Source organism: Algibacter sp. L1A34 (assembly GCF_009796805.1).
In the GTDB taxonomy this organism is placed as follows: Bacteria; Bacteroidota; Bacteroidia; order Flavobacteriales; family Flavobacteriaceae; genus Algibacter.
Genome location: NZ_CP047029.1, coordinates 2264906 through 2289076 on the forward strand (window position 1 = coordinate 2264906; position 24171 = coordinate 2289076).

The 24171-nt window shown below is 30.7% G+C and carries 23 protein-coding genes and 1 pseudogene; 3 read left to right on the forward strand and 21 right to left on the reverse strand.

Annotation, left to right across the window (positions count from 1 at the left end; all coding sequences use genetic code 11):
• Positions 1–5 precede the first annotated feature (5 nt).
• The 21 genes and pseudogenes from GQR97_RS09795 to pepE form a co-directional block, all read right to left on the reverse strand.
• Complete coding sequence (locus GQR97_RS09795; protein WP_158847893.1) at positions 6–1373, reverse strand: hypothetical protein; 1368 nt, start codon at positions 1371–1373, stop codon at positions 6–8.
• Positions 1374–1382: 9 nt separating this feature from the next.
• Positions 1383–2234 (reverse strand): NAD-dependent epimerase/dehydratase family protein, encoded by an 852-nt coding sequence (locus tag GQR97_RS09800; RefSeq protein WP_158847895.1) that lies wholly within the window; start codon positions 2232–2234, stop codon positions 1383–1385.
• Positions 2227–2799, reverse strand: a complete 573-nt coding sequence (locus tag GQR97_RS19895) for an acyltransferase (RefSeq protein ID WP_199269927.1) — start codon at positions 2797–2799, stop codon at positions 2227–2229. The genes GQR97_RS09800 and GQR97_RS19895 overlap by 8 nt, the downstream gene beginning before the upstream one ends.
• 8 nt (positions 2800–2807) lie before the next feature.
• Entirely contained in the window at positions 2808–3929 is a 1122-nt protein-coding gene (locus GQR97_RS09810) for a glycosyltransferase (RefSeq protein WP_158847897.1), read from the reverse strand.
• A 45-nt stretch (positions 3930–3974) separates the two neighbouring features.
• Positions 3975–4835 (reverse strand): hypothetical protein, encoded by an 861-nt coding sequence (locus tag GQR97_RS09815; RefSeq protein ID WP_158847899.1) that lies wholly within the window; start codon positions 4833–4835, stop codon positions 3975–3977.
• Positions 4820–5656, reverse strand: a complete 837-nt coding sequence (locus tag GQR97_RS09820; protein WP_158847901.1) for a glycosyltransferase family 2 protein — start codon at positions 5654–5656, stop codon at positions 4820–4822. Before GQR97_RS09820 ends, GQR97_RS09815 begins: the two co-directional genes overlap by 16 nt.
• A complete protein-coding gene (locus GQR97_RS09825) occupies positions 5638–6936 on the reverse strand; it encodes a hypothetical protein (protein ID WP_158847903.1) in 1299 nt (432 codons plus the stop codon). The genes GQR97_RS09820 and GQR97_RS09825 overlap by 19 nt, the downstream gene beginning before the upstream one ends.
• A 23-nt stretch (positions 6937–6959) precedes the next feature.
• Entirely contained in the window at positions 6960–7568 is a 609-nt protein-coding gene (locus tag GQR97_RS09830) for an acyltransferase (protein WP_158847905.1), read from the reverse strand.
• Between the two features lie 80 nt (positions 7569–7648).
• Positions 7649–7823: pseudogene (locus tag GQR97_RS19970) on the reverse strand (DapH/DapD/GlmU-related protein); the annotation flags it as partial.
• A 431-nt stretch (positions 7824–8254) separates the two neighbouring features.
• Complete coding sequence (locus tag GQR97_RS09840) at positions 8255–9229, reverse strand: hypothetical protein (RefSeq protein WP_158847907.1); 975 nt, start codon at positions 9227–9229, stop codon at positions 8255–8257.
• 1 nt (position 9230) lies between these two features.
• A complete protein-coding gene (locus GQR97_RS09845; protein ID WP_158847909.1) occupies positions 9231–10253 on the reverse strand; it encodes an acyltransferase family protein in 1023 nt (340 codons plus the stop codon).
• A 3-nt stretch (positions 10254–10256) separates the two neighbouring features.
• On the reverse strand, positions 10257–11240 hold the full coding sequence (locus GQR97_RS09850; RefSeq protein WP_158847911.1) for a hypothetical protein: 984 nt from the start codon (positions 11238–11240) through the stop codon (positions 10257–10259).
• Between the two features lie 26 nt (positions 11241–11266).
• Complete coding sequence (locus tag GQR97_RS09855; RefSeq protein ID WP_158847913.1) at positions 11267–12220, reverse strand: glycosyltransferase family 2 protein; 954 nt, start codon at positions 12218–12220, stop codon at positions 11267–11269.
• Positions 12221–12245: 25 nt separating this feature from the next.
• A complete protein-coding gene (locus GQR97_RS09860; RefSeq protein ID WP_158847915.1) occupies positions 12246–13028 on the reverse strand; it encodes a hypothetical protein in 783 nt (260 codons plus the stop codon).
• The gene (locus GQR97_RS09865) at positions 13029–14564 is read right to left on the reverse strand and encodes an oligosaccharide flippase family protein (protein ID WP_158847917.1); all 1536 of its coding nucleotides are present in this window, start codon (positions 14562–14564) and stop codon (positions 13029–13031) included. It lies immediately after the preceding gene.
• A 103-nt stretch (positions 14565–14667) separates the two neighbouring features.
• A complete protein-coding gene (locus GQR97_RS09870) occupies positions 14668–15408 on the reverse strand; it encodes a hypothetical protein (RefSeq protein ID WP_158847919.1) in 741 nt (246 codons plus the stop codon).
• A gap of 148 nt (positions 15409–15556) precedes the next feature.
• Positions 15557–16990 (reverse strand): UDP-glucose 6-dehydrogenase, encoded by a 1434-nt coding sequence (locus tag GQR97_RS09875; RefSeq protein WP_233267638.1) that lies wholly within the window; start codon positions 16988–16990, stop codon positions 15557–15559.
• 10 nt (positions 16991–17000) lie between these two features.
• The gene (locus GQR97_RS09880) at positions 17001–17951 is read right to left on the reverse strand and encodes a GDP-L-fucose synthase family protein (RefSeq protein WP_158851719.1); all 951 of its coding nucleotides are present in this window, start codon (positions 17949–17951) and stop codon (positions 17001–17003) included.
• Positions 17952–17954: 3 nt separating this feature from the next.
• Positions 17955–19073, reverse strand: a complete 1119-nt coding sequence (gene gmd / locus GQR97_RS09885; protein WP_158847921.1) for a GDP-mannose 4,6-dehydratase — start codon at positions 19071–19073, stop codon at positions 17955–17957.
• A gap of 135 nt (positions 19074–19208) precedes the next feature.
• On the reverse strand, positions 19209–19670 hold the full coding sequence (locus GQR97_RS09890; protein WP_158847923.1) for a UpxY family transcription antiterminator: 462 nt from the start codon (positions 19668–19670) through the stop codon (positions 19209–19211).
• Between the two features lie 1318 nt (positions 19671–20988).
• Positions 20989–21696 (reverse strand): dipeptidase PepE, encoded by a 708-nt coding sequence (gene pepE, locus GQR97_RS09895; RefSeq protein WP_158847925.1) that lies wholly within the window; start codon positions 21694–21696, stop codon positions 20989–20991.
• Positions 21697–21806: 110 nt separating this feature from the next.
• On the opposite strand from pepE, the gene GQR97_RS09900 reads away from it, so the two are divergent.
• The 3 genes from GQR97_RS09900 to GQR97_RS09910 all read left to right on the forward strand — a co-directional run bounded on the left by GQR97_RS09900 (position 21807) and on the right by GQR97_RS09910 (position 24114).
• The gene (locus GQR97_RS09900; protein WP_158847927.1) at positions 21807–22613 is read left to right on the forward strand and encodes a hypothetical protein; all 807 of its coding nucleotides are present in this window, start codon (positions 21807–21809) and stop codon (positions 22611–22613) included.
• 85 nt (positions 22614–22698) lie between these two features.
• On the forward strand, positions 22699–23487 hold the full coding sequence (locus tag GQR97_RS09905) for a hypothetical protein (RefSeq protein ID WP_158847929.1): 789 nt from the start codon (positions 22699–22701) through the stop codon (positions 23485–23487).
• A gap of 123 nt (positions 23488–23610) precedes the next feature.
• Positions 23611–24114 (forward strand): DUF6702 family protein, encoded by a 504-nt coding sequence (locus GQR97_RS09910; RefSeq protein WP_158847931.1) that lies wholly within the window; start codon positions 23611–23613, stop codon positions 24112–24114.
• The last annotated feature ends 57 nt before the right edge of the window (positions 24115–24171 follow it).

Genomic DNA, 24171 nt, shown 5'->3' on the forward strand with positions numbered 1-24171 from the left:
AATATTTATATTTTGTATATTAATTTTTCATTGATAAACTCATCCAATATAGGCAACAATGCTGCAGTTGGATTGATACCACCAGATCTTGGTAAAATACCAGTATTAACTAGTAACATATTATCATATTCATTGAAATAAGAATCAATATTTTCATAATGAAACATCTTATGAGGATGATATATATCTTCCGTATTTTGGACATCAATTTCTTCAGCTAAAATTTCAAAATCTACTTTAGAATTTTTAAGGTGTTCTACAACTTGGTCTTTTGCATTTCTATAAACTACAGCTGCATTTTCACCAATGTTATAGGTCACTTCTAAACCGTTTATACCAAATGTGTCTTTTTCTTTTGAAAGAGATACAAAACTATCATTAGTGGGGTTATCAATATCAATGTACAAAAACCACTCGTTTTTATAAACATAAATACGGCGATGAAATAGAACTGCCCATCCGAAACCTATGGCCTGCGGAATATTGATTATAATGTTTTTAATAGCTTTTAATGTAACTTGTTTTTTAAATAAAATGGTTTTTAAACTTTGAAAAAAAGGAAAATCCATATTAAAAACGGGATGTACATAAAAAGAACAATTGTCATATTCACCAATAAGTCTTTTGGTTATTAACGAAAATCCTTTCATTTTAAAAACAAAATTTTCCTTACCAATAGAGGTATTCTTTTTTATTTTAAAAACCTTTTGAGAAAGATGATCTGAAAAATACACCTTCTTTTCGGGTATTAAACCAGATGATAATAAAATACGAGCACTTTCAAAAGCACCAGTAGTTAAAAAGTAATAATCAAAAGAAGCCTCTTGTTCAACACCATTTTTTATGTAATGAACTTTAGTTATTTTTTTTTCACCATTCGTAGCAATCTTTGAAACACGAGCATTTGAAATAATTGTAACTTGCTTGCGTTGTTGAATCTTAAATATTTTAAAAAAGTTTCTGTTAAAGACACTTAACCAAACTCCTGTTTTAGTAAAAAGCGTATTAGTTACAAAATTCTCTTTATAATTATTTGTGATATTAAATTTTTTAAGCATGCTCTCTTTATGCTTTTCATTTAATTTAACAACATCAGTCATGAAGGGGTTTGGATTGCTAAAATCATTTTCTGTATACGTTAATAATTGACCACCCCATTTCTCAGTAGCTCCGCCAAAACCAAAAAAACGTCCATCACTAAGCCCTTTATAAACTCTACTCTTTAGACTTGAAAAATATCCAATTTCTTTTTCACTTTTAATGGCAGCATCTCCTACATCAAAAAGGGTAATAGTTGCTTTAGGGTATTTTTCGAGTAATGCATCTATGGTGTAACTACCATATGCGCCTGCTCCCATAACACAAATATTCATATCTAGAATTTATAATGTTAGTTGTAATTTATTTTCAGTTATTGTTGAATCATACTTTGATTCAATAAACATACTCTCAATACGTACATAAAATGATGCAGGTAACACTCCTATTTTCATAAACAGTTTTGCAGAGCCCAATACCAACCATTTAGGCATAGTAATAATGCGCTTATGCCCAATTTCTTTTGCATACTTAAGTTTGGTCGCATTATCGTTTGGTAAAAAAAGATATACTTTTTGCTTTGGCTCTAAAGTTATAATGGCCATAATAGCTTTATGAATACTTGAGCGCTTTATAATTGGCATAATAGCTTTTTTATGCCCTTTTAATAAAACAAAGCCAAGAGGTAAGTTTTTAATGAAAGGTGCTGGTCTATCTCCTGCTAGTACATAGCTAGGTCGTATAAAAGAAAGTTGAAAAGGTAGTGGGTCTAAAGATTCTAAATAGGCATCTGTTGCAATCTTAATAGCGCCATATCCTTTTTTATGCGTATTGGTTTCAATTGCTGTATTTTCATCAATTAATACTTCCGTATTAGAATACACCATAATAGATGAAAAATGGAGTAACTGTTTCACTTTTACAGTTTTGCAGAATGAGACTAAACCTTTTATAAACTCTAAATTTTTAGATTCATCTGCATCTTTTATAACTATAAAATTAATAACAACATCATATGTTTTTTTTAGAAATTCGTTTTCTGCTAAATTAAAAACATCTCCAAAGACCTTGTCTCCGATTCTATTTTTATCGCCTCTAGCAAAACAATCTACTTCAAAACCATTTTCTGTCATTTCTTTATAGAGACCATTTGCCACAAATGAACTACTACCTATAATTAATATTTTTTTAGTCATTATTATTTAATTTTAAATAATTTAAATGAATGGATTTTGATTCTTCATTTTTAAATCTATCCCTAATTTTTTTGGCTGGTACACCTCCCCAAATTTCACAGTCTGGTACATTTTTATTAACTACTGAACCTGCTGCAATAATAGCTCCTTTTCCTATAGTAACACCTGCAATAATAATTGCATTAGTACCTATCCAAACATCATCTTTTATTAATATAGGCTCATCAATGCCTCGTTCAGCATCCCACATATTTATTCCCGGAATATTAAAAACATGATCATTTTTACCTACAAAACTAACCCTACCAGCAATTAATATATTATTACCAAAATGTACATCTGTAGAAACCCAAGTACCTCTTCCAAACTGAACATTGTTACCAATGTGAATATCTCTTTTTACAAAAAGACACAATGGCATAACACGAACAAAGCCTTTATACTTCACCCAAGGCCATTTAAATGTAAAATAATACCAAGTACGTAAAACATTAAAATAGAAACGTAAAGCAAATTTAAACTTATTACTACCAGAAGGCATATTTTTGTATTCAATTTTTATCATAACTCTATTTAGTTCATGTTATAGATTTCAGAAAAAACTTTGACATACTCTTCAAAAGAAAAAGGCATTAAATTCTTTCTATAATTGTTTTCCGATGATTGAATTCTTTTAAAAAATAAATTTAGAGACTCAACAAATTCATTCTCATTTAGAGGGTCAAACAATAAACCATTAAATTGATTCACAAAATCCACCGCCCCTATATATTTACTAGCCATTATAGGACATCCAAAGACCAAAGCCTCATTAACGACAGCGCCAAAGGGTTCAAATCTACTAGGAAGAATATAAAAATCTGCTAAATCATACCAAGCATACAAATTTTTTCCTGAATAAAAACCAGCAAATACCACTTTATCTTCAATATTTAATTTTTTACAGGTACCTTTTAAATTTTCCTTTTCACTTCCATCCCCAACCAATACCAATTTAAAATTATCATTATACGACTTTGCAAATGCTTCAAGCAATAAGTCTAGGCCCTTTACTTTTTCTAACCTACCTGTATATAATATAATTTTACTATCATTCAGCCTAAATTGATCAATATACTTTTCAATTAAATCAGGAAAAAAAATTCTGTTTTTAAGTAATGTTATTGGGTTTTGTATATTAGGACAGATCTCTACTTTTAAGCTAGGGAAATTGTTATTATAAAAATTTCTCACAGTTTCACTATAAACAATAGCTGCATCTGCAATTGATAATACCTTTTTTCTAAAAACTGCTTTTATTCCTTTTACTTCTTCTGCTATTAATAAATTATCAGATGTTGTTATAACGTATTTAAAATTAAAAAGATTTAATTTACGATACGTAGCAATTATAATGCTTGTAGGTGAGTACTCATGTGAGAAAACAATATCGGGCTTAATGGTTTTAATTAATCTAAAAATTCCAAATCGTATAGGACGTTTTCCAATTCTAAAACCCTTTTTTAAAAATATATTTTTAATATCCTTATCCAAACGATTTAATAGATCTTCTCTATCATAATTAAATCCTTCTATATCAGCATCTGTATAAACAATTGTTAAATTATAATACTGTGCCATTTCATTAAACACATCAATACGCCATGGAGGTAAGTATTGAAAAAAAATTAATGCTTTAGGTTTATTCTTATTCATTTTTATATTCGATAATAATAAATCAGCTAAATCCTATCGGATTATCTAATTTTGCTTGTTGTATTTATATAATAATTGCTTTTTAGCTCCTTTAAATGTTTTTAACAACCCAATTATACGAATTGTAAAAAAGATAGGATTATTTTTTGATTTAGTAAAGTTTTTAAATTTAACTTCATCTAAATTAATAACTGCACTTAACGCTGATTTTAAAAAAGGAATTCCATGGTGTTTTGTGTTAAATGCAATTACACGTATTGTTTTAACATCTTTTATATGCTGGTATTGTTCGGCATCCCATGCAGAGTTAGCTGATAAAAAATAAAATATGTTTAGCTCTTTATTTATAAAAGGTTTTATATCATAGTATTTTGATATAGGTAATTTAGAATATCTAAAAATAAAGGGATTGATATTGCTATTACTTGAAGCTAATAAGGTTTTTATCTCAAATTGAGCATTGAAAACAATTGCTTTTTTTGCTTTTAGTAATGAGCCATATAACACCGCAGCATAACCACCTGCGGAGCTACCAACTGTAATTACAGAGCTGTTTTTTGTTTCATTCTCTAAAAAAAACAATAATTTTTCAGGAGAATTTATTTGATCATTTATACCTGAAAGATACCACTGTTTGTGAACGTCCCTTACTAAGATATGTTTGTAAACATTCTTTATTCTGGTACCATACCATTCAAAGAAGTTTTTTTCTATAATTTTTTTTCTAAATGTATCTTCAATATTTGGATAATAGATATCATTGCTACTAAAATATATAGCACATGTATTTTTATCCGTACATTCTTCATTAAATGAGATAAGATAATTGTTGTTATTTTTATATATATCTTTTACAATCTCAGAATCTACCTGAAACACATAGGGGGTTTTTAAATCTGTTTCCATAATTGTGGTATCAAAACTCGAAGGTGTATTGTTAAAAAATGTTTGATTGCAAGTAATAAACCAAAATGTCGTTTTTCATAAAGAAAATAGTAATAAGGATGGCTATTCCCTAATGGAGAGTATAATACTTTTACGCGTTTTAAGAATGATACTTCTGGAAGACACCATTTTGGTAATTGAGGATTGGCCTCACAGTGTCCCACAATTTTTGAGGTTATTTTACAAGTAAATCCTTTAGAGACACATCTAAATCCATAATCGAAATCACCAATGGCATGAGGGAAAATAGGATCTAACATACCGACTTGTTCATATATCTCTTTAGGAATTAAAACAAAATTGCCATTAACCTCCATGCATATTATAGGTTCTTTCTTGTTAGGGATTAGTATTTTACCATTCTTGTCTCTTCCTCCATAAGTAATGTTTCCTGTATCTTCAGAAGCCATTACGCCGCACAATAAGCAGTCAGGAGCTTTTATAGCATCATCCAAAATAATTTTTATAGAATCTCGAAGTAATTTTACGTCATCATTCAACCATAAATAAAAGTCATAATTCTTATTTTTGGTTGCTGTTTTCCAAGCCAAATGCATACCTCTATTCCAATACAAATCTCCCGTTCCCAAAATAATATTTACATTTGGATAGTCTTCTTTTACTGCTTCTCCCGTTCCATCTGTGGAGCCATCATCGACTAAAAACACATCAAATGAATATCCCGTTGGTATTACATTTGAATAAAGTGCAGTTAAACATTCTATTGTTTTTTCTTTGCGGTTATGGCAAGTGAGTAAGATAGCTATTTCTTTAACAACCATTCTGTTCTTTTTTTATACATGTAAAATTCTAATTTTCGATAATGATTATCGAAGATACCGCGTACCCAAATAATAAATTCTTTATTAGACATAGCCCGAAAAGATTTTGAAAAACACATACCAATGGCAATCCAAAGAAATATATTAGACAAATCGAATCGGCTAAAATCTTCTACCCAAGCATAGGCCCAACGAAATGAAACGTATAGACCAATAATTTTGAGAAAAATACTCTTAGATTTATTTATAGCTAAATAGGAAGCCTTAAAGAATACTAAGAAATAGAGTATCACCCCAGTAAGCCCTGTCCAAGTAAAAATATTTAAAATAGAAACCTCATTAGCAAAGCGTTCCATTTTACCTGTGTTTAATTCGTCGCTTAAAAAACTGCCAAAGAGCACAGAATCATTACCGCGAGCGGGTGTTCTACCTAATAAGATATAATTATTATTAAGGGCAGACTCTAAAACTTCAACATACAAATCTGTTCGCGTATCTGCTGTTAGTGATTCCGTAACTTGTTCTCCTTCAAATCGCGATTCCGTAGTAAAATCTCCTTCAATGTATTCATCCATCTTAAAGGGATTAAAAATCCCGCTTAAAGCTAGGCCAAATAAAACGATTGGCAAAAAAATAAATATTAGCCTTCCAAACTCCATTATTTTAACTCCAACAAATGACCTTATATAATAAATACAGGCAAATATAATTGGGACTGCAAATTTTATTACGTTACTCCGCGCACCTAAATCAGATAAAAGAACAATTAAAGTAAAAAAAAGAAGAATTAATTTCCATTTATTCTCTAAAATTGGAAAAAACAAAAACAAAAATGAAATTGGAATTAGATAATAGCCAAAAGCTATAGGACGCATAAATAAAATAAAAATAAAGAATGCCGGTAATGCATATTTTATCCATATTGAAATTAATCTCTGGACAATTCCTTTGTTAGTCGTTATATAAATGGCTAATGGCATTAATAAAACCATGGTTGTTGATACTAAATTTTTCCATTCCCAATAATTATCCGCAATAAAGGTTCCTCTAATTATGCATACTGCATTCCATGCTATATAGGCAAACACTACATAAACAGACCTACGGTTTTCTTGATTAAAAAAATAGGTCTTTGACTTTACAAATAGCAATAAAATTAGAGCATTAATAAACCACCATATCGTTGTGTTTCCGATAAGTAAAGTGGTCCAAGCATTGATTGATGAAATTGTGATGAACAATATTAGTGGCGGTACTATTTTTATTAAAAGTCTTTTCATTTCAATCTTACTTTGTTAATAATTTACTTGACCCTCTTAATAAATTTTGCGGGATTACCAGCCCATATTTCATTAGCAGGAATATCTTTAGTAATTACAGAACATGCGCCTATTATGGAATTTTCTCCTATTGTAACCCCTTTTAAAATAGTACTATGAGCTCCTATAAATACTCGGTTTTTTATGGTTACTTTACCTTTTTTCGCATTTGTTTTATCTTTTGATTTATCAATCCTAATAGTTGAATCTAATGAATGAAAATCGGTGTCATAAATTACGGTATTTCCCCCGATTGTAACATCATTTCCTATTTCTATATCATGGTTGCAGATTATTGCCACGGAACTCATCCCCACATTATTTCCTATTATCAATTTTCCTTCAACCCAAAAGATAGTTTTTTGTTGCCGACCAATTATATTATGATTGTGACCACTATTAATTAATAATTTTTTTCCAATTGTAACTTGACCTCTGCGGGTAACAAACACTTTCATAAAACCATTAATAGAAAGGTGCTTTGAAAATTTAACGCCGTTTAAATAAAAAATTAGTTTTGTATAAGGCGTGTAAATATAACTTAACGCTAAACCAGTTACTTTTCTGATTCCCTTATAAATGTGTGACACCATAGATTAATTATTTAAATTATTAATTTCTCCCTTTATCTCATTCAAATCTAATTCCCACCATTTGGAATTAATAAGTTTATTTATTCTTTCATCGGAGAAGCGATACTTTATTATTTTTGCTGGTACTCCACCAACTATTGCATAAGGGGGTATGTCTTTTGTTACTACAGATCCTGCTGCAATTACGGCACCATGGCCAATTATTACGCCATCCATAATAATAGCTCTTGTTCCAATCCAAACATCATTTCCAATTTTAATAGGTTTGTATTCTTCAAAATCAAGGTCTTTATCCACAAAATTTACTCCTAATGTGTTTTTTGCTTTATAAAAAACAGTGGATGTAGAAAATAGATGTAGTGGATGCGCTCCAAGCCCCATTATAACATCACTCGCTATGGAACAATAGTTGCCAATTGTTGTATTTTGTATGAGTACATTCGTGTTACAATATGTATAATGACCTATATGGCTATGATTGATAATTGCCCCCGCTAATATGTGACTATGTTCTCCTATAGTAGAATTTGACGTGAAACTAGATCCTTTATCAATAATAGATTTTGGAAAATGGTTTTTGTTTTCAATATCTCTAGCATTGTCATTTGCCAATTTAACGAGTCCTTTAATTAACCCTATTGGCATACTCAATATTCTTTTTAATAATCTCATAAATTTATAATGAATTACCAATAACAACCACCTTCAACTTGTTGTGCATTTTTTGGTTTGTTTACTTCTCCAGGTCTTACCCAATGTTCGTTCATTAAGCTTGAATAACTCCCTCTTTCAATACCCCACTCTTCAACACCATAATTAGGATCTTCCCAACGTTTCCCTCTAATACCAAACAAGAGTTGCAAAGCACCACCTAAATGCACTGCTTTTTTACCGCTGCGTTTTACATGAGCTGCTAGCGGAAAGCCATAGGCTCCTGCGCCTATTAGGCATACATCATAATCTACTTTGTCTATTTCTGCTTTCATATAATCTAAAGCTTCAAACCAAGTTTTAAAGGTACTATCGCCTCCTAAACTCTGTACAGCTTTTATGGTGCTTAATTCAAACTCAGGGAGCACTTCCTTATCAAACAGTAATTGGCGCTTTTTATATTGTGCTTCAATAGTTTCATTAAAAGGATGGACTACTAATACTTTTTTTCCTTTTAATGCAGTTGTCCATGGTGTTTTAGACCAAAAAGGTTCCAATAAACGAAGATGCATATTAACAGAGTTTTTTTTTCTATAGATATCTACATTCTTCTCTGCAAATAACCACGAACCTAAAATGTCAACTTCTTTTATATTTTCTAGCATCAGTTCACAAAAGCGAGTAAGGTTTTCTTGATCTGCAGGAAAGAAACCACTCCAATTTTGCATCTGTAGCATGATGTTTTCATTCCACCAAAAAGGCTCACATTCACCTTTTATATATTTTAAATATTGATGTTTGTTTTCTTTAATACTTAAATAATTTAACAAACATGTTAATTCTGTTGATCCTAACCTTGCAATCATACAAGGTTCATTGTCTAGTATTTTTTTATTTAGGGTTGTATAAGCTTGTTCTTCGGTACCTCTCACAAATTTAAAAGATTGTTTATCAGTTTTTTGATAAATTTTTCGTAGTGCTTTTAAAGTGAACTTTGTTAATTTCTGCATATTAATTAATGTTTTTATTTTTTATTCTAACACCATAAAATAGGAAGTTTAAAATTGGCTGTAATGCAATAAGTCTTCCGATAAACATGCTTAACGATATTAAAATTAAACTTATGGGGATTGTAAGTATTAACAATAAAATAAAACTAATATCAGAAGATAATAGCAGCTTATCATTTAGTACATAAAAAAATGAGAAATGAGTTACATAAATAATTAATGAATTACGTCCCATTAAACATAAGTAATCGTCTATATTTTTAGATATTTTTAATGTTTTCGAATAATTATAAAATATGGTGATTACAGTAATTGTAATACATACTTTCAAAAATTTCATGTATATAAAATTCAATTCATTAAACTTAAAATGTCCTATTAATGCCATAAATAGTAAAGACGCGCTTAATAGAACTATTTTATTTTGAATTAAAAGTTTTAATGACTCGTATTTAGAAAGAAAAACTCCTATCATGAAAAAGACAAAATTTAATAAAAATGTTAAAATTTCTTTGCTATGAATGGCATATGATATTGCTAATAGAAAAGAAGCTATAAATATAAGAACTAAAATATCCTTGAATATATGTTGTTTGGAATTAAAATAATTTGAAACAATCCAAAACACCAAATAAACGAGCAGTATTTCATATAGCGTTTTTAAAAACCATAGACTAGGGTCTAATATTTGATTATAAATTATTGTGAAAATTGACGTGAGGTCTACATTTTCTGTAAAAAAGTAATGTCTAATAATTGGCCAAGCAATCATGGGAATTAAAAGAGCAATTGATTTGTTTTTTATGAATAAAATTGCACTAGTAATAGATGTGATTTTTGTTGTAATGTTGGCCACATAACCGCTTAGAAAAAAGAAAAATGGCATATGAAAAGAATATATAATGTTGAATATTATATTATCAAAAGGATTTTGCGTATTATATTGTAAGACATGTCCTAATACCACGAGAAAAATTGTAAAACCCTTTAATCTATCAATATATAATAAACGTTCTGTCTTCATTAATTACAAATTAATCATTTGTTCATTTTCAATAATTCCATCATCATCAACTAGTATCCAATCCTTCGTTTCTGGATAACCATGCCAAAAATTGGCAGGGCATACTTTAATCCCTTTATTTAATAAAGCGGGTTTGTAAGAAAATGAACTTTTACTAGTAATTAATAAATCTGCAAAAACCATGTGAGAAAAAGAATCTTGCGCATTCATATCTAAACAAAAGGAGAGGTTCTCAAACTTTTTAAATTCAGGAAAGTCGGTTTCAACGCCTTGGGAAAACAGGTAAATAGCAATAGGTTTATCAGTCTTTAATTGTTTTAGCACATTACTTAGTACGTTTGTAAAATAGTCGTTGTTTTGCCAACGCATTAATAAATTTGGGTTATTGTTTGTTTGCCCTATAACAATATCTCCTCGACGTACATGGATGGCAATATTGTAGTTGTCTTTTGAATATATTAATTTTTCACTTTTTCTTATTTTTGATTTTGAGAATTTTTCTTGCATAACCTCTTGAATACCAAACTGATCTCGGTGAAATTGATCTTGCTCGCAAATGAAAATAATCTTTTTTCCTGCGTAAGAGCCAATTATACTGTTTATTAAAGCGGTTTCTTTCTCATTGGTTTCATTAAATAAGGGTAGCATAATTTTTTTGTACCCCTGTTTTTTTATTAATTCTTGTACTGTTATTTCGCCATTACCAAAACCTAAAAAAGCCTCCCATTTTGCTGAAGAAAAAGGAATATGAGCAAATTTTAAATTAAATTGTTGGGCAAACCAATAACCTGCTATCCAATTAGCGATTTGATGTCCGATACCTGCACCAGGATTAGGAATAGCCGTGAAATATTGTTTAATAGTATTTGGGTTAATTTTGCGGGTTTTAGTTTTCCAATATGCCTTGTATAAAAAGGTATACCATTTTTTATTTTTAGCGTAGTTTACGGTCTTACTCCATAATTTTTTTTTTATTTTTTCAATCACGTTTTTTTATTTATTTAATAATAATATTATCCCACCCTTGGATAATTTTTTGATCTCCAAATTATTTTAGTGAAAAGAATCCAATACTTAGACAAAAAGTTGAATTTTTTCGATCTATAAATTTTGATTTCAAGGCTATAAAATTCAGATATTAATTCTTCGGATAAATTGTTTAAAAAGTAGTTCATAAATTCAAACTCTTTGCTTCTTATATTGGATAAAATCATATGTCTGACTTCATATTTCGTAAAAACTAAGTAATCTTTGTTTTTGCGGTTTGAGTTAATCCAATTATTGTGGACAATATTAAATCGATCAACAATACTCTGAAGTTTAGTTATTGAAAAAGAAGATGTTGCTTGGTTAGGTACACCTCCAACATAAGTACTTAGTGGTAGTTTACAATAGCAAACTTTTGAAATTAGTGCAATAGAAAAAAATAATGCGAAATCTTGATTCCTTACCATTCCTTTAGGAAAACCACCTACTTTTTCAAAAATAGTTTTTTTTACAATAGTGCTGCTTGTATGAAGAAAGATATGTGGATTATGAAAAAAATGAATCATTGAAATATCTTCCGAAACTTTATCTGTTGTTCGTTTATATATTGAGTCGTCTGCATTTTTAACAAAACCGGCACAGCAATACATTCCAGCTTCTGGGTGTTTGTTATGCGCTTTAACCATATATTCCAAATACTCAGGACTCCATAAATCATCAGCATCTAAAAATGCAATTAATTCGTGTCTTGCATTTTTTACCCCTTGATTTCTTGCTACACTAACCCCTTGGTTTTTTTGAGGAATAATTTTAATTCTTTCATCTTTAAAATTATTCGAAATTGTGTTTACACTATCATCTGTTGATCCATCATCAATTATTATCAACTCAAAATTAGTGAAGGATTGGGATAAAACAGATTCTATAGTGTCTTTAATTGTGGTTTCTTTATTAAATAGTGGTATGACAATAGAAATCATTTATTCTTTATTATTATTATTATTATTATTTACGAAATAAACCCCAGTAAAGACCTTTTAGGTAATGTGATATATAAATCCGTTTTATTTTAATTCTAAGTTTTAATGGCATTGGAGTTTTTGTACGAAATCCTCTTTTACTATAATTAACAGGGTAGTCAATACTTTCAAGGTGTTCTTTTGCATTTTCCAACCACTTTCCTTTATCTAAGCATCCTGATAAATCATAAATTATGGGTAGTTTTACCTCTTTAGAAAGACAAGTAAACTTTAATTTCATTTTACTAGCTCGTTTAGATCCGTAATTCTCTGAAGTCCATGGGTTTTCGTGAGGTAGTACCATTTTAATAAGAACGTTTTTTTTCCAAAAAGAAATTTGAAATGCAAATATAAATTGTGCTGGAGGTACTATAATATCAATATCCTTAAAATTGGTTTTTTCTAATTCTCTATAATTCTGATGTGCTAAATACATGGAGTCTATATCATGATCTTTAAAATAGTTAAAATATTCTATCATTTTAGCATGGTCTACATCTCCCATAAAAATATGGTCAATCATCATCAATAATATATCATCGGTTTCAACCTTATCGAGGCCTTTTCTAAATGTTCTTCCAAAACTACTTTGATGCCCAACATTTGTACAAACAACTTTTAAATGTGGATGTTGATAAGTTTTACTTTCTGTATTTAAATAAATAACCCCTTTATATTGAGGCCAATACTTGTGGAATAGATCAAAAAAAATAGGCCATAGATCTGAATAAGCATCTGATGAGCTTATAAAAATAGAATAATTTTTCATTTACATTTTTGCTTTATGCTTAGAGAGAACATTGTTTAATATATTTTTAACCATACTTTTTTCATATACAGTTAATCCAATAAACCAAACGACGATAAAAAAGAAACAAGTACTAACAGCTAGCACGACTATAAGCCTAATAAAACTCTCTTCTAAGAAGTAATTAGGAATGGCTGTGATTAAAATTAAAACTACAAAAGTAAAAACACTTTTAAATACCACATCTTTTAGAAACTCCTTAATAGATAATCCACATTCTATTTTGGCTATATATAAAGTAAGGATAGCATTCAAAATGGCGTAAATGATAAAAACGACATACAAGGTGTAAGGCGGGTAACCCAGAGAAAATAGTATATAAGCAACTATTAGTGGTAAGAAGTTTATAAAGGCTTTATATATTTCGAATTTTTTAATATTACCTACTGCTGCAATGGAAGATGATAATGTACGAAAGAGTTGTTCTATTAAATTTCTTGCTAAAAGTAATTGACAGAATATAATGGCGTATTCAGGGACTTCTTTTAACCATAAACCAAAAATATAAGGCATTTCCAATATTACTGGTACATAAAATATAGTTAATAGAAAAAAACCAACTTTACTACCAATAAATGAAGCTTTCAGCATAAGGTTTCTGTCACCAGCACCTTCGCTTTTTGCTATTAAGGGGTTTAGTGCTTTAAGCATGGTGCCTGCGAAAGCACCTAATTGTCCAGCGATCTGATTACAAACTCCTTGGGCTGCATTTACCGCTGTACCAAAAAACATATTAATTACAATACCTTGGCCATAATTAGTAAGTAAACTGCTAGAAGATCCTAAAAAGCTCCAACCAGCAAAACCGGTCATTTCCTTAAATAATGGTTTGTTAAAATATTTTTTAAAATTAATAGTTACCTCTTCGTATTTTGTATGACAATATATTTGGCGTATGATTAATAGAAACACAGATAAGGAAGCCATTAAAAGCCCATACATGTACAATTTATCAAAACTTGTGTAAGTAATAAATAGGGCTATTGCTAATTTTAGGATGGTTTCAATAATACGCAAAATAGCAACCAGTAACATGTTTTCATGCGCATTAATTATAGCATCATAAGGCACAGAAATGATGGTAAAAAAAGTACTTACTATTAAAAATTGATAAATTAAAATAGCAATATCTAATCTGTTTGAGTCTATTTTTAAGATACCACTGAATAAAAAATAGCCAACAATTTCTAATAAAATAACAACAACAATGGCAATGAAAAAATGCAATACTAAACTTATGTTGAAAATATTTTTTTGTTTTTTAAAATCACCTTGCCCTTGCGCAAACGACATAAAGCGTTGTGAAGCTGAAGCCATGGCCGTATTTAAAAACGTTAACATGGCTATTGCGCCACCAACAACATTAAAGATTCCAAAATCTTCTGCTCCTAAAGCTGCTAAAACTAAACGTGTAGCATATAAAGACATCAGCACGGTGATGAACATTTGTGCGTATAAAATTCCTGTATTTTTTGCTACGCGCTTGGCTTCTTTCATTTATGTTTTTAGCTATTAAAGTAATAAGTTCTAAACAAAGACTAGATTGATTATTAGTACTTAATTAGAACATCTTTCTTAAAGATTAGTTTAAGAAAAATAATTATATATTATTTGAAATTAACTTATTTGAGATTTCTGTTATAACAGTTGTGTTTTCTTCAATTTTACAATTAGACAAACAAGTCTGATATCCTATAATACATTTGTTTGATATATTAGTACCTTTAAGCAATGAGGCATTTCTTCCAATCCAGCAATCATTCCCTATTATTACTGGCTTAGTTTTTGGTTTCTCAAATTCATAACCATATACAGGGTAATGCTTTTGAGCTAATTCTCTTCTAACCTCAGCACTATAAATATTATGGGTGTTAGTATCCCAAATGATAATATTGTAGGATAACTGATTATAATCACCAATTCTAATACTTTCATCAGATCGAATTTCAGATCCTTTATTAATGTTATTATAGTCACCAATATTTAATTTGGCATTATATCTTAATAATATTGCTGATTGAATTCTATTATTATTACCTAATACAAATTCACCATCAATTCTAATAGAAACATTTGAACTCTCCCCACCATTATTGATGAAATTACCCTTACCTATTTTTGTAGAGCCCTTAACACTAATATTTGCATTTTTTATTACTGTATTATCATCAATCACAATTTCAGAATACGCTGATATATCAATGTAAGAATTTATAATCTTAACATTTTTGCCTATTTTTATCGTTGAGTTTTTTGAGCCCTTAATTGTGCTGTTTTGTAATTTAAACCTGTAACCAATTTTGATAAAATAGAATAATCTATAATATATCTTCTCAATCATATCATTTGGGAGTCTTAAACTTTATGTGTATTATTTTTAAAAAGAAATAGCCGTTTTCCAAAAACCTCTCATAGAGGTTTTTGTTTTTTTGTAAACGGATTTCATTTTTTATCTATAATTGGTGATTTTTGGTTGAACTAAATACTAATTATTTACCAATAGATTTTACTTGAAACCCAATAGATTCCAAACTCGATTTATCTAAAACATTACGTCCGTCGAATATAAAGGCCGGTTTGCTCATTTGATCGTAAATGCGTTGCCAATCGTAAGTTTTAAAGGCATCCCATTCGGTTAGAACCGCTATAGCGTGTGCACCTTCTACGGCTTTGTATGGATCGGTTTCTGTTTTAACGTATGTCTCGTTTTCAGTTTCAGATCTTGTTTCTAAATAATTTAAATCTGCTTGCATTCGTGAAGCCGTTACTTTAGGATCGTAAACGCTAATGTTAGCTTGCTCCTCGATAAGTTGATCGGCTACGTAAATGGCAGCAGATTCTCGAGTATCGTTGGTGTCTTTTTTAAAGGCCCAACCTAAGAACGCTATTTTTTTACCAGCTACAGTGTTGTATAGTGTCGATACAATATTTTTTGCAAAGCGGTTACGTTGGTGATTATTCATGATAATAACCTGCTCCCAGTAATCTGCAACTTCATTTAAACCTAAGGATTTTGAAATATAGACTAAGTTTAGAATATCTTTTTGAAAACAAGATCCTCCAAAACCTACAGAGGCTTTCAAGAATTTTGGTCCGATACGAGAGTCCATTCCAATAGCTTTAGAAACTTCTTCCACATTAGCACCACTAGCTTCACAAAGTTCTGAAATGGCGTTAATAGAAGAAACACGTTGCGCTAAAAAGGCATTGGCCACTAATTTAGACAGCTCTGAAGACCATATATTAGTGGTTAGAATCTGTGCTTTGGGTACCCAAGTCGCGTAAACATTAACTAAGGATTGAATGGCTTTAAGACCATCTTCAGTTTGTTCGCCACCTATTAACACGCGATCTGGATTTTCCAAATCCGTCATAGCCGTACCTTCTGCTAAAAATTCAGGGTTCGATAAAATTTGAAACTTAACACCGTTGCCTGTATTATCTAAAATACTTTTTATGGCTTGTGCTGTTTTAACGGGTAGAGTAGATTTTTCTACAACAATTTTATCGGTTGTAGCGACTCGCGCAATTTGTCTGGCACAAAGCTCAATATATTTTAAATCTGCTGCCATACCCTTACCAACGCCATAGGTTTTGGTAGGTGTGTTTACCGAAATAAAAATCATATCGGCTTCGTGAATGGCTTTATCAACATCTGTAGAAAAAAATAGATTACGACCTCTTGCTTCTTGCACCACAACATCTAAACCGGGTTCGAAAATAGGTAATTTTGTTAAATCACTATCATTCCAGTCTGCAATACGCTGTTTATTAAGGTCGACTACAGTGACTTTAATATCTGGATTTTTTTGAGCCATGACAGCCATAGTTGGCCCACCAACATATCCAGCACCAATACAACATATTGACTTGATTTTTTTTGCAGTAGAAAGCATAGCGGTGTTATCTATTTGTGTAAACATAATATTTAATTTATAATTTAATTTTTTTATAAGATTCTTCGTTTGAAAGAAACCAATTATAGGTATTTTGAATACCTTGGGCTAGGGGTGTGGTGGATTGCCAGCCGATGGTATTCATTTTAGAAATATCCATAAGTTTTCTTGGTGTACCATCGGGTTTTGTATCATCCCATATAATAGCACCTTCGTGCCCAACAATACGTTGTACGGTTTCTGCTAAATTTTTAATAGTGACATCGGTACCAGTTCCTACATTGTATAAATGTTCAGGGAGTTTATTTTGAACAGCGAAAAGAACGGCTTGCGCCATATCATCGACATGTAAAAACTCTCGCATTGGAGATCCACTGCCCCATAATGTTACTGTAGCATTATTATCAATTTTTGCTTCATGAAATTTTCTAATCATGGCAGGTAATACATGCGATGATTTTAAATCGAAATTATCAAAAGGACCATATAAATTAGTAGGCATTAAGCTTACAAAATCTTTTTGGTATTGGTCTCTTATCGCTTTACATAAACGTACGCCCGAAATTTTAGCAATGGCATAACCATCGTTTGTAGGTTCTAATGGGCCCGTTAATAAGTAATCTTCCTTTAAAGGTTGTGGCGCTAACTTAGGATAAATGCAAGAGCTCCCTAAAAAAATAAATTTTGAAACATTATTTTTATGAGCAGCATCGATTAAGTTATTTTGAATTTGCATGTTTTCTAGCAAGAACTCAAATTGGTATTGGCTATTCGCTAAAATACCACCCACTTTTGCAGCGGCATCTATAATAACATCTGGTTGTGCTTTTACGATGAATTCTTGTACTGCATTTTGACTACGCAAATCTAGTTCTGCACTGGTTTTGCCAATAATATTGGTGTAACCTGCGGCTTCTAATGCTCGCCATACGGCAGAGCCGACCATACCTCTATGGCCAGCTATGTATATTTTTGAATTTTTGTCCATCATCTATTCAAAATAATTTAACGTTTTATAGTTACCTTCTTGTAAATAGCAATCTTTATGCATTAAATGCAAATCGCTTTCCATCATATCTTTTACCAAATCGGCAAGTTCATATTGGCATTCCCATCCTAATTTGGTATTTGCTTTAGTAGCATCACCAATTAATAACTCAACTTCTGTTGGTCTGAAATATTTTGGATCTACGGCTAAAACTTCTTTACCAATTTCCATTTTGTATTTTTCGTTAGAACAAGATTTTACATAACCCTTTTCGTTAATACCTTCGCCTTTAAATTCTAATGTTATACCAACTTCAGCAAAACTTAAACGTACAAAGTCTCTAACGGTTGTTGTTTTTCCTGTTGCAATAACCCAATCTTCAGCTTCTTCAGCTTGAAGGATCATCCACATCATACGAACATAATCTTTAGCATGGCCCCAATCACGTTTGGCATCTAGGTTTCCTAAATAGAATTTATCTTGTAAACCTAAAGCAATTCTAGAGGTTGCTCTTGTAATTTTACGCGTTACAAACGTTTCTCCTCTAATAGGCGACTCGTGATTAAATAAAATACCATTACAAGCATACATACCGTAAGCCTCTCTATAATTTACAGTAATCCAGTAAGCGTACATTTTTGCAACTGCATACGGAGAACGTGGGTAAAAAGGTGTTGTTTCAGATTGTGGTACTTCTTGAACTTTACCGTATAACTCTGATGTAGAGGCTTGGTAGATTCTAGTTTTCTTTTCTAAACCTAGTAATCTAACAGCATCAAGAATTCTAAGTGTACCAATACCATCTGCATTTGCTGTGTATTCTGGAATCTCGAATGATACATGTACGTGACTCATAGCTGCAAGATTGTAAATCTCGTCTGGCTGAATTTCTTTTATTAAACGGATTAAATTCGTACTATCCGTCATATCCCCATAGTGTAAAATGAACTTACGCTCCTCAATATGTGGGTCTTGATATAAATGATCTATTCTATCTGTGTTGAATAAAGAAGAACGGCGTTTTAAACCGTGTACTGTATATCCTTTTTTTAATAAAAACTCACTTAAATAGGCGCCATCTTGGCCTGTTACCCCTGTGATAAATGCTACTTTGTTTGCCATTGTTTTGTTTTTTTTTAATTTGAAAATATATTTGAGTTTATTTGAGTCTGATACTAATGTCGGCTCTTCACAGCTCCGCCTCCTGAGTCCCATTACGGCCCCAGTATTATTGCAAAAAAAAACTTTAAACGAAGTCTAATTTCTGTTTAAAGTAATTTTCATTTCTAAATCCAAAAGTAATAATTGGATTCTATTTTTACTTATTTCTTTTACAAGACCTTTCTGTCCCTTAAAAGGGCCTGTATTAATATCTAATTTATCTCCAGGTTGAATACTTTCTACACTAGATTCTGTGTTTCCTGTTCCCAACCAATTTTGCATGACTTGAATTTCATTATCTCTAACTATAGCAGGTTTACCTAGCCAAAAAAGATAACGCACTACATGGTTAACTTGAAATACGGCATCAAGTTTTTTATCGTCGGGTTGAACAAACACATAAGACTTTAATATAGGAACTTCTACCTTTTTCTTTCTATCGGACCATTGGTGAATTTCTGTAACTACAGGACAGTAAGCTTTAATCCCCATTTTTAACAATGCAGATTCAACTTTTTTCTCCGTTCTGGGTTTTACATATATCACTTTCCAGTCCATTTCTTAATATTGTTAAAAAACAACCTCCATAGAGATTGAAAGGGCTACATTTTTAATTTAAATCCCCTATTATTCTATTTCTTTTTTTGCTTATTAAATCATTAATATATAATAATAGCAATGTTAAAAATAGGTGAACTACCGTAAACAACAAACATACTAACGAAACTAATTTAAATTTTTTCATAATAAATTGGATTTAATTAATAAATATGACCTTAAGGGAGGATATAAATATTTTAAATAGATTGTATCATACCTCGATTACTGGTTTGTTTTTAATCTATCATTAAACTTCATTTACGCTAAAAAGGAAAGTAATATCTACCTTTTAAAGTGGATATAAAAACACAGATTAGCATTAAAAATTTCAATTATCTAATAATTATAAGTTAAACTTCCTAAATAAGGGTTTAAAAAGCCATTTGTACTTTTAATCATTAAACGAATACGTCGCTATTAATCAGTATTGTTTTAAGTTTACAAACATAGAAATTGTTTTAATAAAATAGGTAAGGGATTTTTGTAATTCGCTAAAAACACTATTAAAATCGGTTAAAAGCTATTTATTTGCGTTTAAAAGATAAAACATTACGTTTTGTCGATTGTATTTGGGATATTTTGGGTTTTTGGAGAAATAATAATCTGATTGAAATAGGTTTAAAATTCTGAGAAAAAACGTATTATTTCTTTAAGGAATTATGAAATTCAAAGAAAAATAAAAAAATACTGCTAAACTCGTAATTCTAATTAGAAAGGCTCTTTTTTTATAAGAATTAATATTTTTTTTATAATAAATTTTTAGGGAGCTATATTCTAGAATTTCAGCTTTATTTTATCAATAAAACGCTCAAAACAAATAAAATAGGAATTATTTGAAGTCTCTTTTTGTGGTTGTTATGGTTTTTTAAAATTGAATTAGGTTTCATGACATTATTACTAATACAAACCTAACAATTAACTAAACGCGGTTTTTTTCTTTTGAATTTATAATGAGACGAAATCATGTTTTTATTATTAGAAAACTGAGACGGATAAATAATGGAAGGCGTAATTTTGTTTTCTAACTATTTACGGCAAATAAACAATATCTTTCTATAGTTACTTTTACTGGCGGATACACGCGGGAGCGATAGCAGTGGCATCCTTTTTGCGAATTCTTAAATAGTATTGATTTTACTAAACTTTGTTTAAGGCGAGGTGTTCCTAAAAAAAGCTTTAAGATTACTTCGCAAAAAGATATAACGGATAGCGCGGTTTTTATTCTTCTTAAAAACCCGCCTAAAAAAATATTTAAAAGATTAATTTATAATTCTAGCTATTTTAGATGATTTAGCTCGGTTTCTGGCACGACCTCGTAAGGTGTTTTGTTGTATTCGAAAATGCGGGCTGGTAATTCGCCTTTTAAAACGATAGATTTCCCTGAAACTGCTAGCCAGCTCCCTTCGCGCAAGCCAACTACGGGGTTTGTATTGAAATTATGGAATTCTTTTATACGGGTTTCGCGCGTTTCGCCCATGTGTTTGCTATCTGGTAAAGGGTCTAAATAATGCGGGTTTATGTTGAATGGCACCAAAGCCAAAGCATTGAAACTTGGCGGATATATTATAGGCATATCGTTGGTGTTTTTTATAGTGAGCCCACAAATATTACTACCTGCACTGGTTCCTAAATACGGTGTTCCGGCTTTAATGACGGTGCGTAAAGTTGCGATGAGGTTGTTTTTATATAATTGATTGGTGAGTACAAAGGTATTGCCACCTCCAACAAAAATAGCTTCGGCTTGGTTTACGGCTTCAACGGGATTATCGTAGGTATGGATTCCGGTTACGGTTTTATTAATTTTAGCAAATGCGGTTTGTACAAGTTCTGTATACCCATCATGACTTATGCCGCCTGGCCTTGCGTATGGAATAAATAGTATGCTGTTTGCATCTTTAAAAAAATGGCTTAAATAATCTAGCAGATATTCTAAATAGCCCGACCCGTGTACGGTAGATGTGCTAGCAATTGTTATTTGTTGCATGTGGTTTGGTTTAGTGAGTAAATCTAAATAATTTTATGTTTTTATCGTATATTTTTTCGGTTTTACTTGAAAAATCGTTGTTTATAATGTACTTTTAATAAAAATAGAATATGAAAAATAAATTGCTTTTTTTGGTTTTTTTAATAAGTTCATTAGCTTTTTCGCAAGATTTTCAGCGTTTTAATGTTTCTGGAAAAATTATTGTTGAAAGTAGCGATCTTGGTGGTATTACTGTTTTTAATGCATCGGCTAATACGGGTACAATTACCAATGATCATGGAGAATTTACACTTGCCGTGCGGCTTAATGATGTTATTGAGGTAAGCGCTTTACAGTTTCAGAATATTAAATTTAATGTGAATGAAGCTATTGTAGGTTCTAAGAGTATGAAGTTGTTTTTGATAGTGGAAATTAATAAGCTCGATGAAATTATATTACTGCCACAAAAACTATCTGGTAATTTGGCTAAAGATATGGAGGTAAGCAAACCGTTTGAACCTAAATTGGATGCGCTTTATTATGGTATAAAACATAAAGATGAATTTGAGTTTGCTAGTGATTATAGCACTAAAACAGTTAATGATGCTCTTGGTAGGGAACATATGCCAATGGTAAATGGGTTGAATGTTGTAAATGTAGTAGACCAGTTATTACTGCCTTTATTTAGATCTAAGATTAAAAATAAGAAAGAAAAAGGGATTCCGGAAGTGCCTATTGAGGCTGTTAAATATTACTTTGGCTCGGAGTTTTTAGTCGATAATTTTAATATACCCGAACATCGCGTTGAAGAGTTTATAAATTATGTACAACGTAATAATTTTGATTTCAGTTTACTTAATGAAGGTAAAGAAATGGCTTTTTTAGAGCTACTAAACGCAAAGAGTGTTGCCTTTTTAAATGCCGAAGCAAAGGAATAGGGCTATTAGGTTTAACAAAAGTTTAGTTACTTTTTGTAATTTCTTTAAGAAACTAAAACCGTTATTCGTGCTTTAAATTTAAAGTGTGAAACGAAAACTACTTATTTTATTTTTTTTAGCGACTCTTGGTGTCTCTGGTCAAACCATTGAATTATTGGGTAAAGTATCGAGTTTAAGTGATGTGGAGAACATACATGTTATTAATAGTACGGCTCAAGCTTTTACTATTACCGATAAAAATGGCGAATTTAAAATTCCTGTAAGACTTCATGATACTATTGTGTTTTCTTCTATTCAGTATAAATTGAAGGAGGTTATTGTAACACACCGAATGCTTGTTAATAAAGCTGTTTTGGTGAAGTTAGATGAGCAAATTAATGAGCTCGACGAGGTTTTTATTGGTAAAATACTAACGGGCGATTTATTTTCTGATATTAAGAACACGAAAGGCGATAGACCTCTAAATTTTTTCGATGTGGGCATTCCTGGATACACCGGAAGAATTGCAACACAAAGCGAACGGCAATTAAGTGAGGCCTCTAGTTTTAACCCAAGTTTAGGTGGCTCTGGCTACGGACTTGGAGCTTCAGTTGGATTTACGCCCATAATAAACGCTATCACAGGCCGAACAAAAATGCTTAGAAATAGAGTGAAGTTAGATGAGGAACAGTCGCTCATCCTTAGTATTAAAGGGCGTTTGGGTAAAGACTTTTTTGCATCGAACCCATTGGATGAAGATTTTAGAATGGATTTTTTATATTTCTGCTCCGATGATGCTAATTTTTTTAAATTCTGTAAAAATCAAACAGATTTTAGAATACTTATTTTTTTAAGAATGAAGTATAAACAATACGTAGCGAACAGAGAAGAGTGATTTTAAGCTATAGGTATTATATCAAAAAAAAATGGAATCTGGGTCGAGAAATAAACGACTTATGTTTTTGGAATACTTTTTGAATCTTATAAATAATTACTTTAGCAAAAAATATATAGATTAATGAATCGTTTTAAAATAGTTTTACTTCTCTCGGTATTTAGTTTTTTTTCATTTACAGGTATGCACAAATACTACATTAGTGTAACGCAAATTGAATTTGTTAAAGAAAAACAGTCCGTTCAAATTATTTCTCGTGTTTTTATTGATGATTTAGAAAAAGCATTACGCCATAATTATGATGAAAATATCACTTTAGATGAAAATAAGGAGGCCGATTCGATAAATGGTTACATGGAAGAATACATTAATAATAATTTAGTGATTTCTATAAATAAGGAGCCCGCTCAACTTCAATTTGTTGGTAAAGAATACGATGGAGATATCGTGCGTTTTTATCTTGAAATAATTGATGTTGAAGAGGTTAAAGATTTTGATGTTTCTAATAAAATGCTTTTTGATGTTTGTACCGATCAGCAAAATATTGTGAAAACTAAAATAAATGCAAAGCAAAAAAGTATTATACTCACAAAAAAAAATGACTCTGCACTGTTAAATTTTAATTAATTTACTGTTAATTTACTTCTAGATTTATTATTTTCGACCGTTTTTAGTTACTAAAAG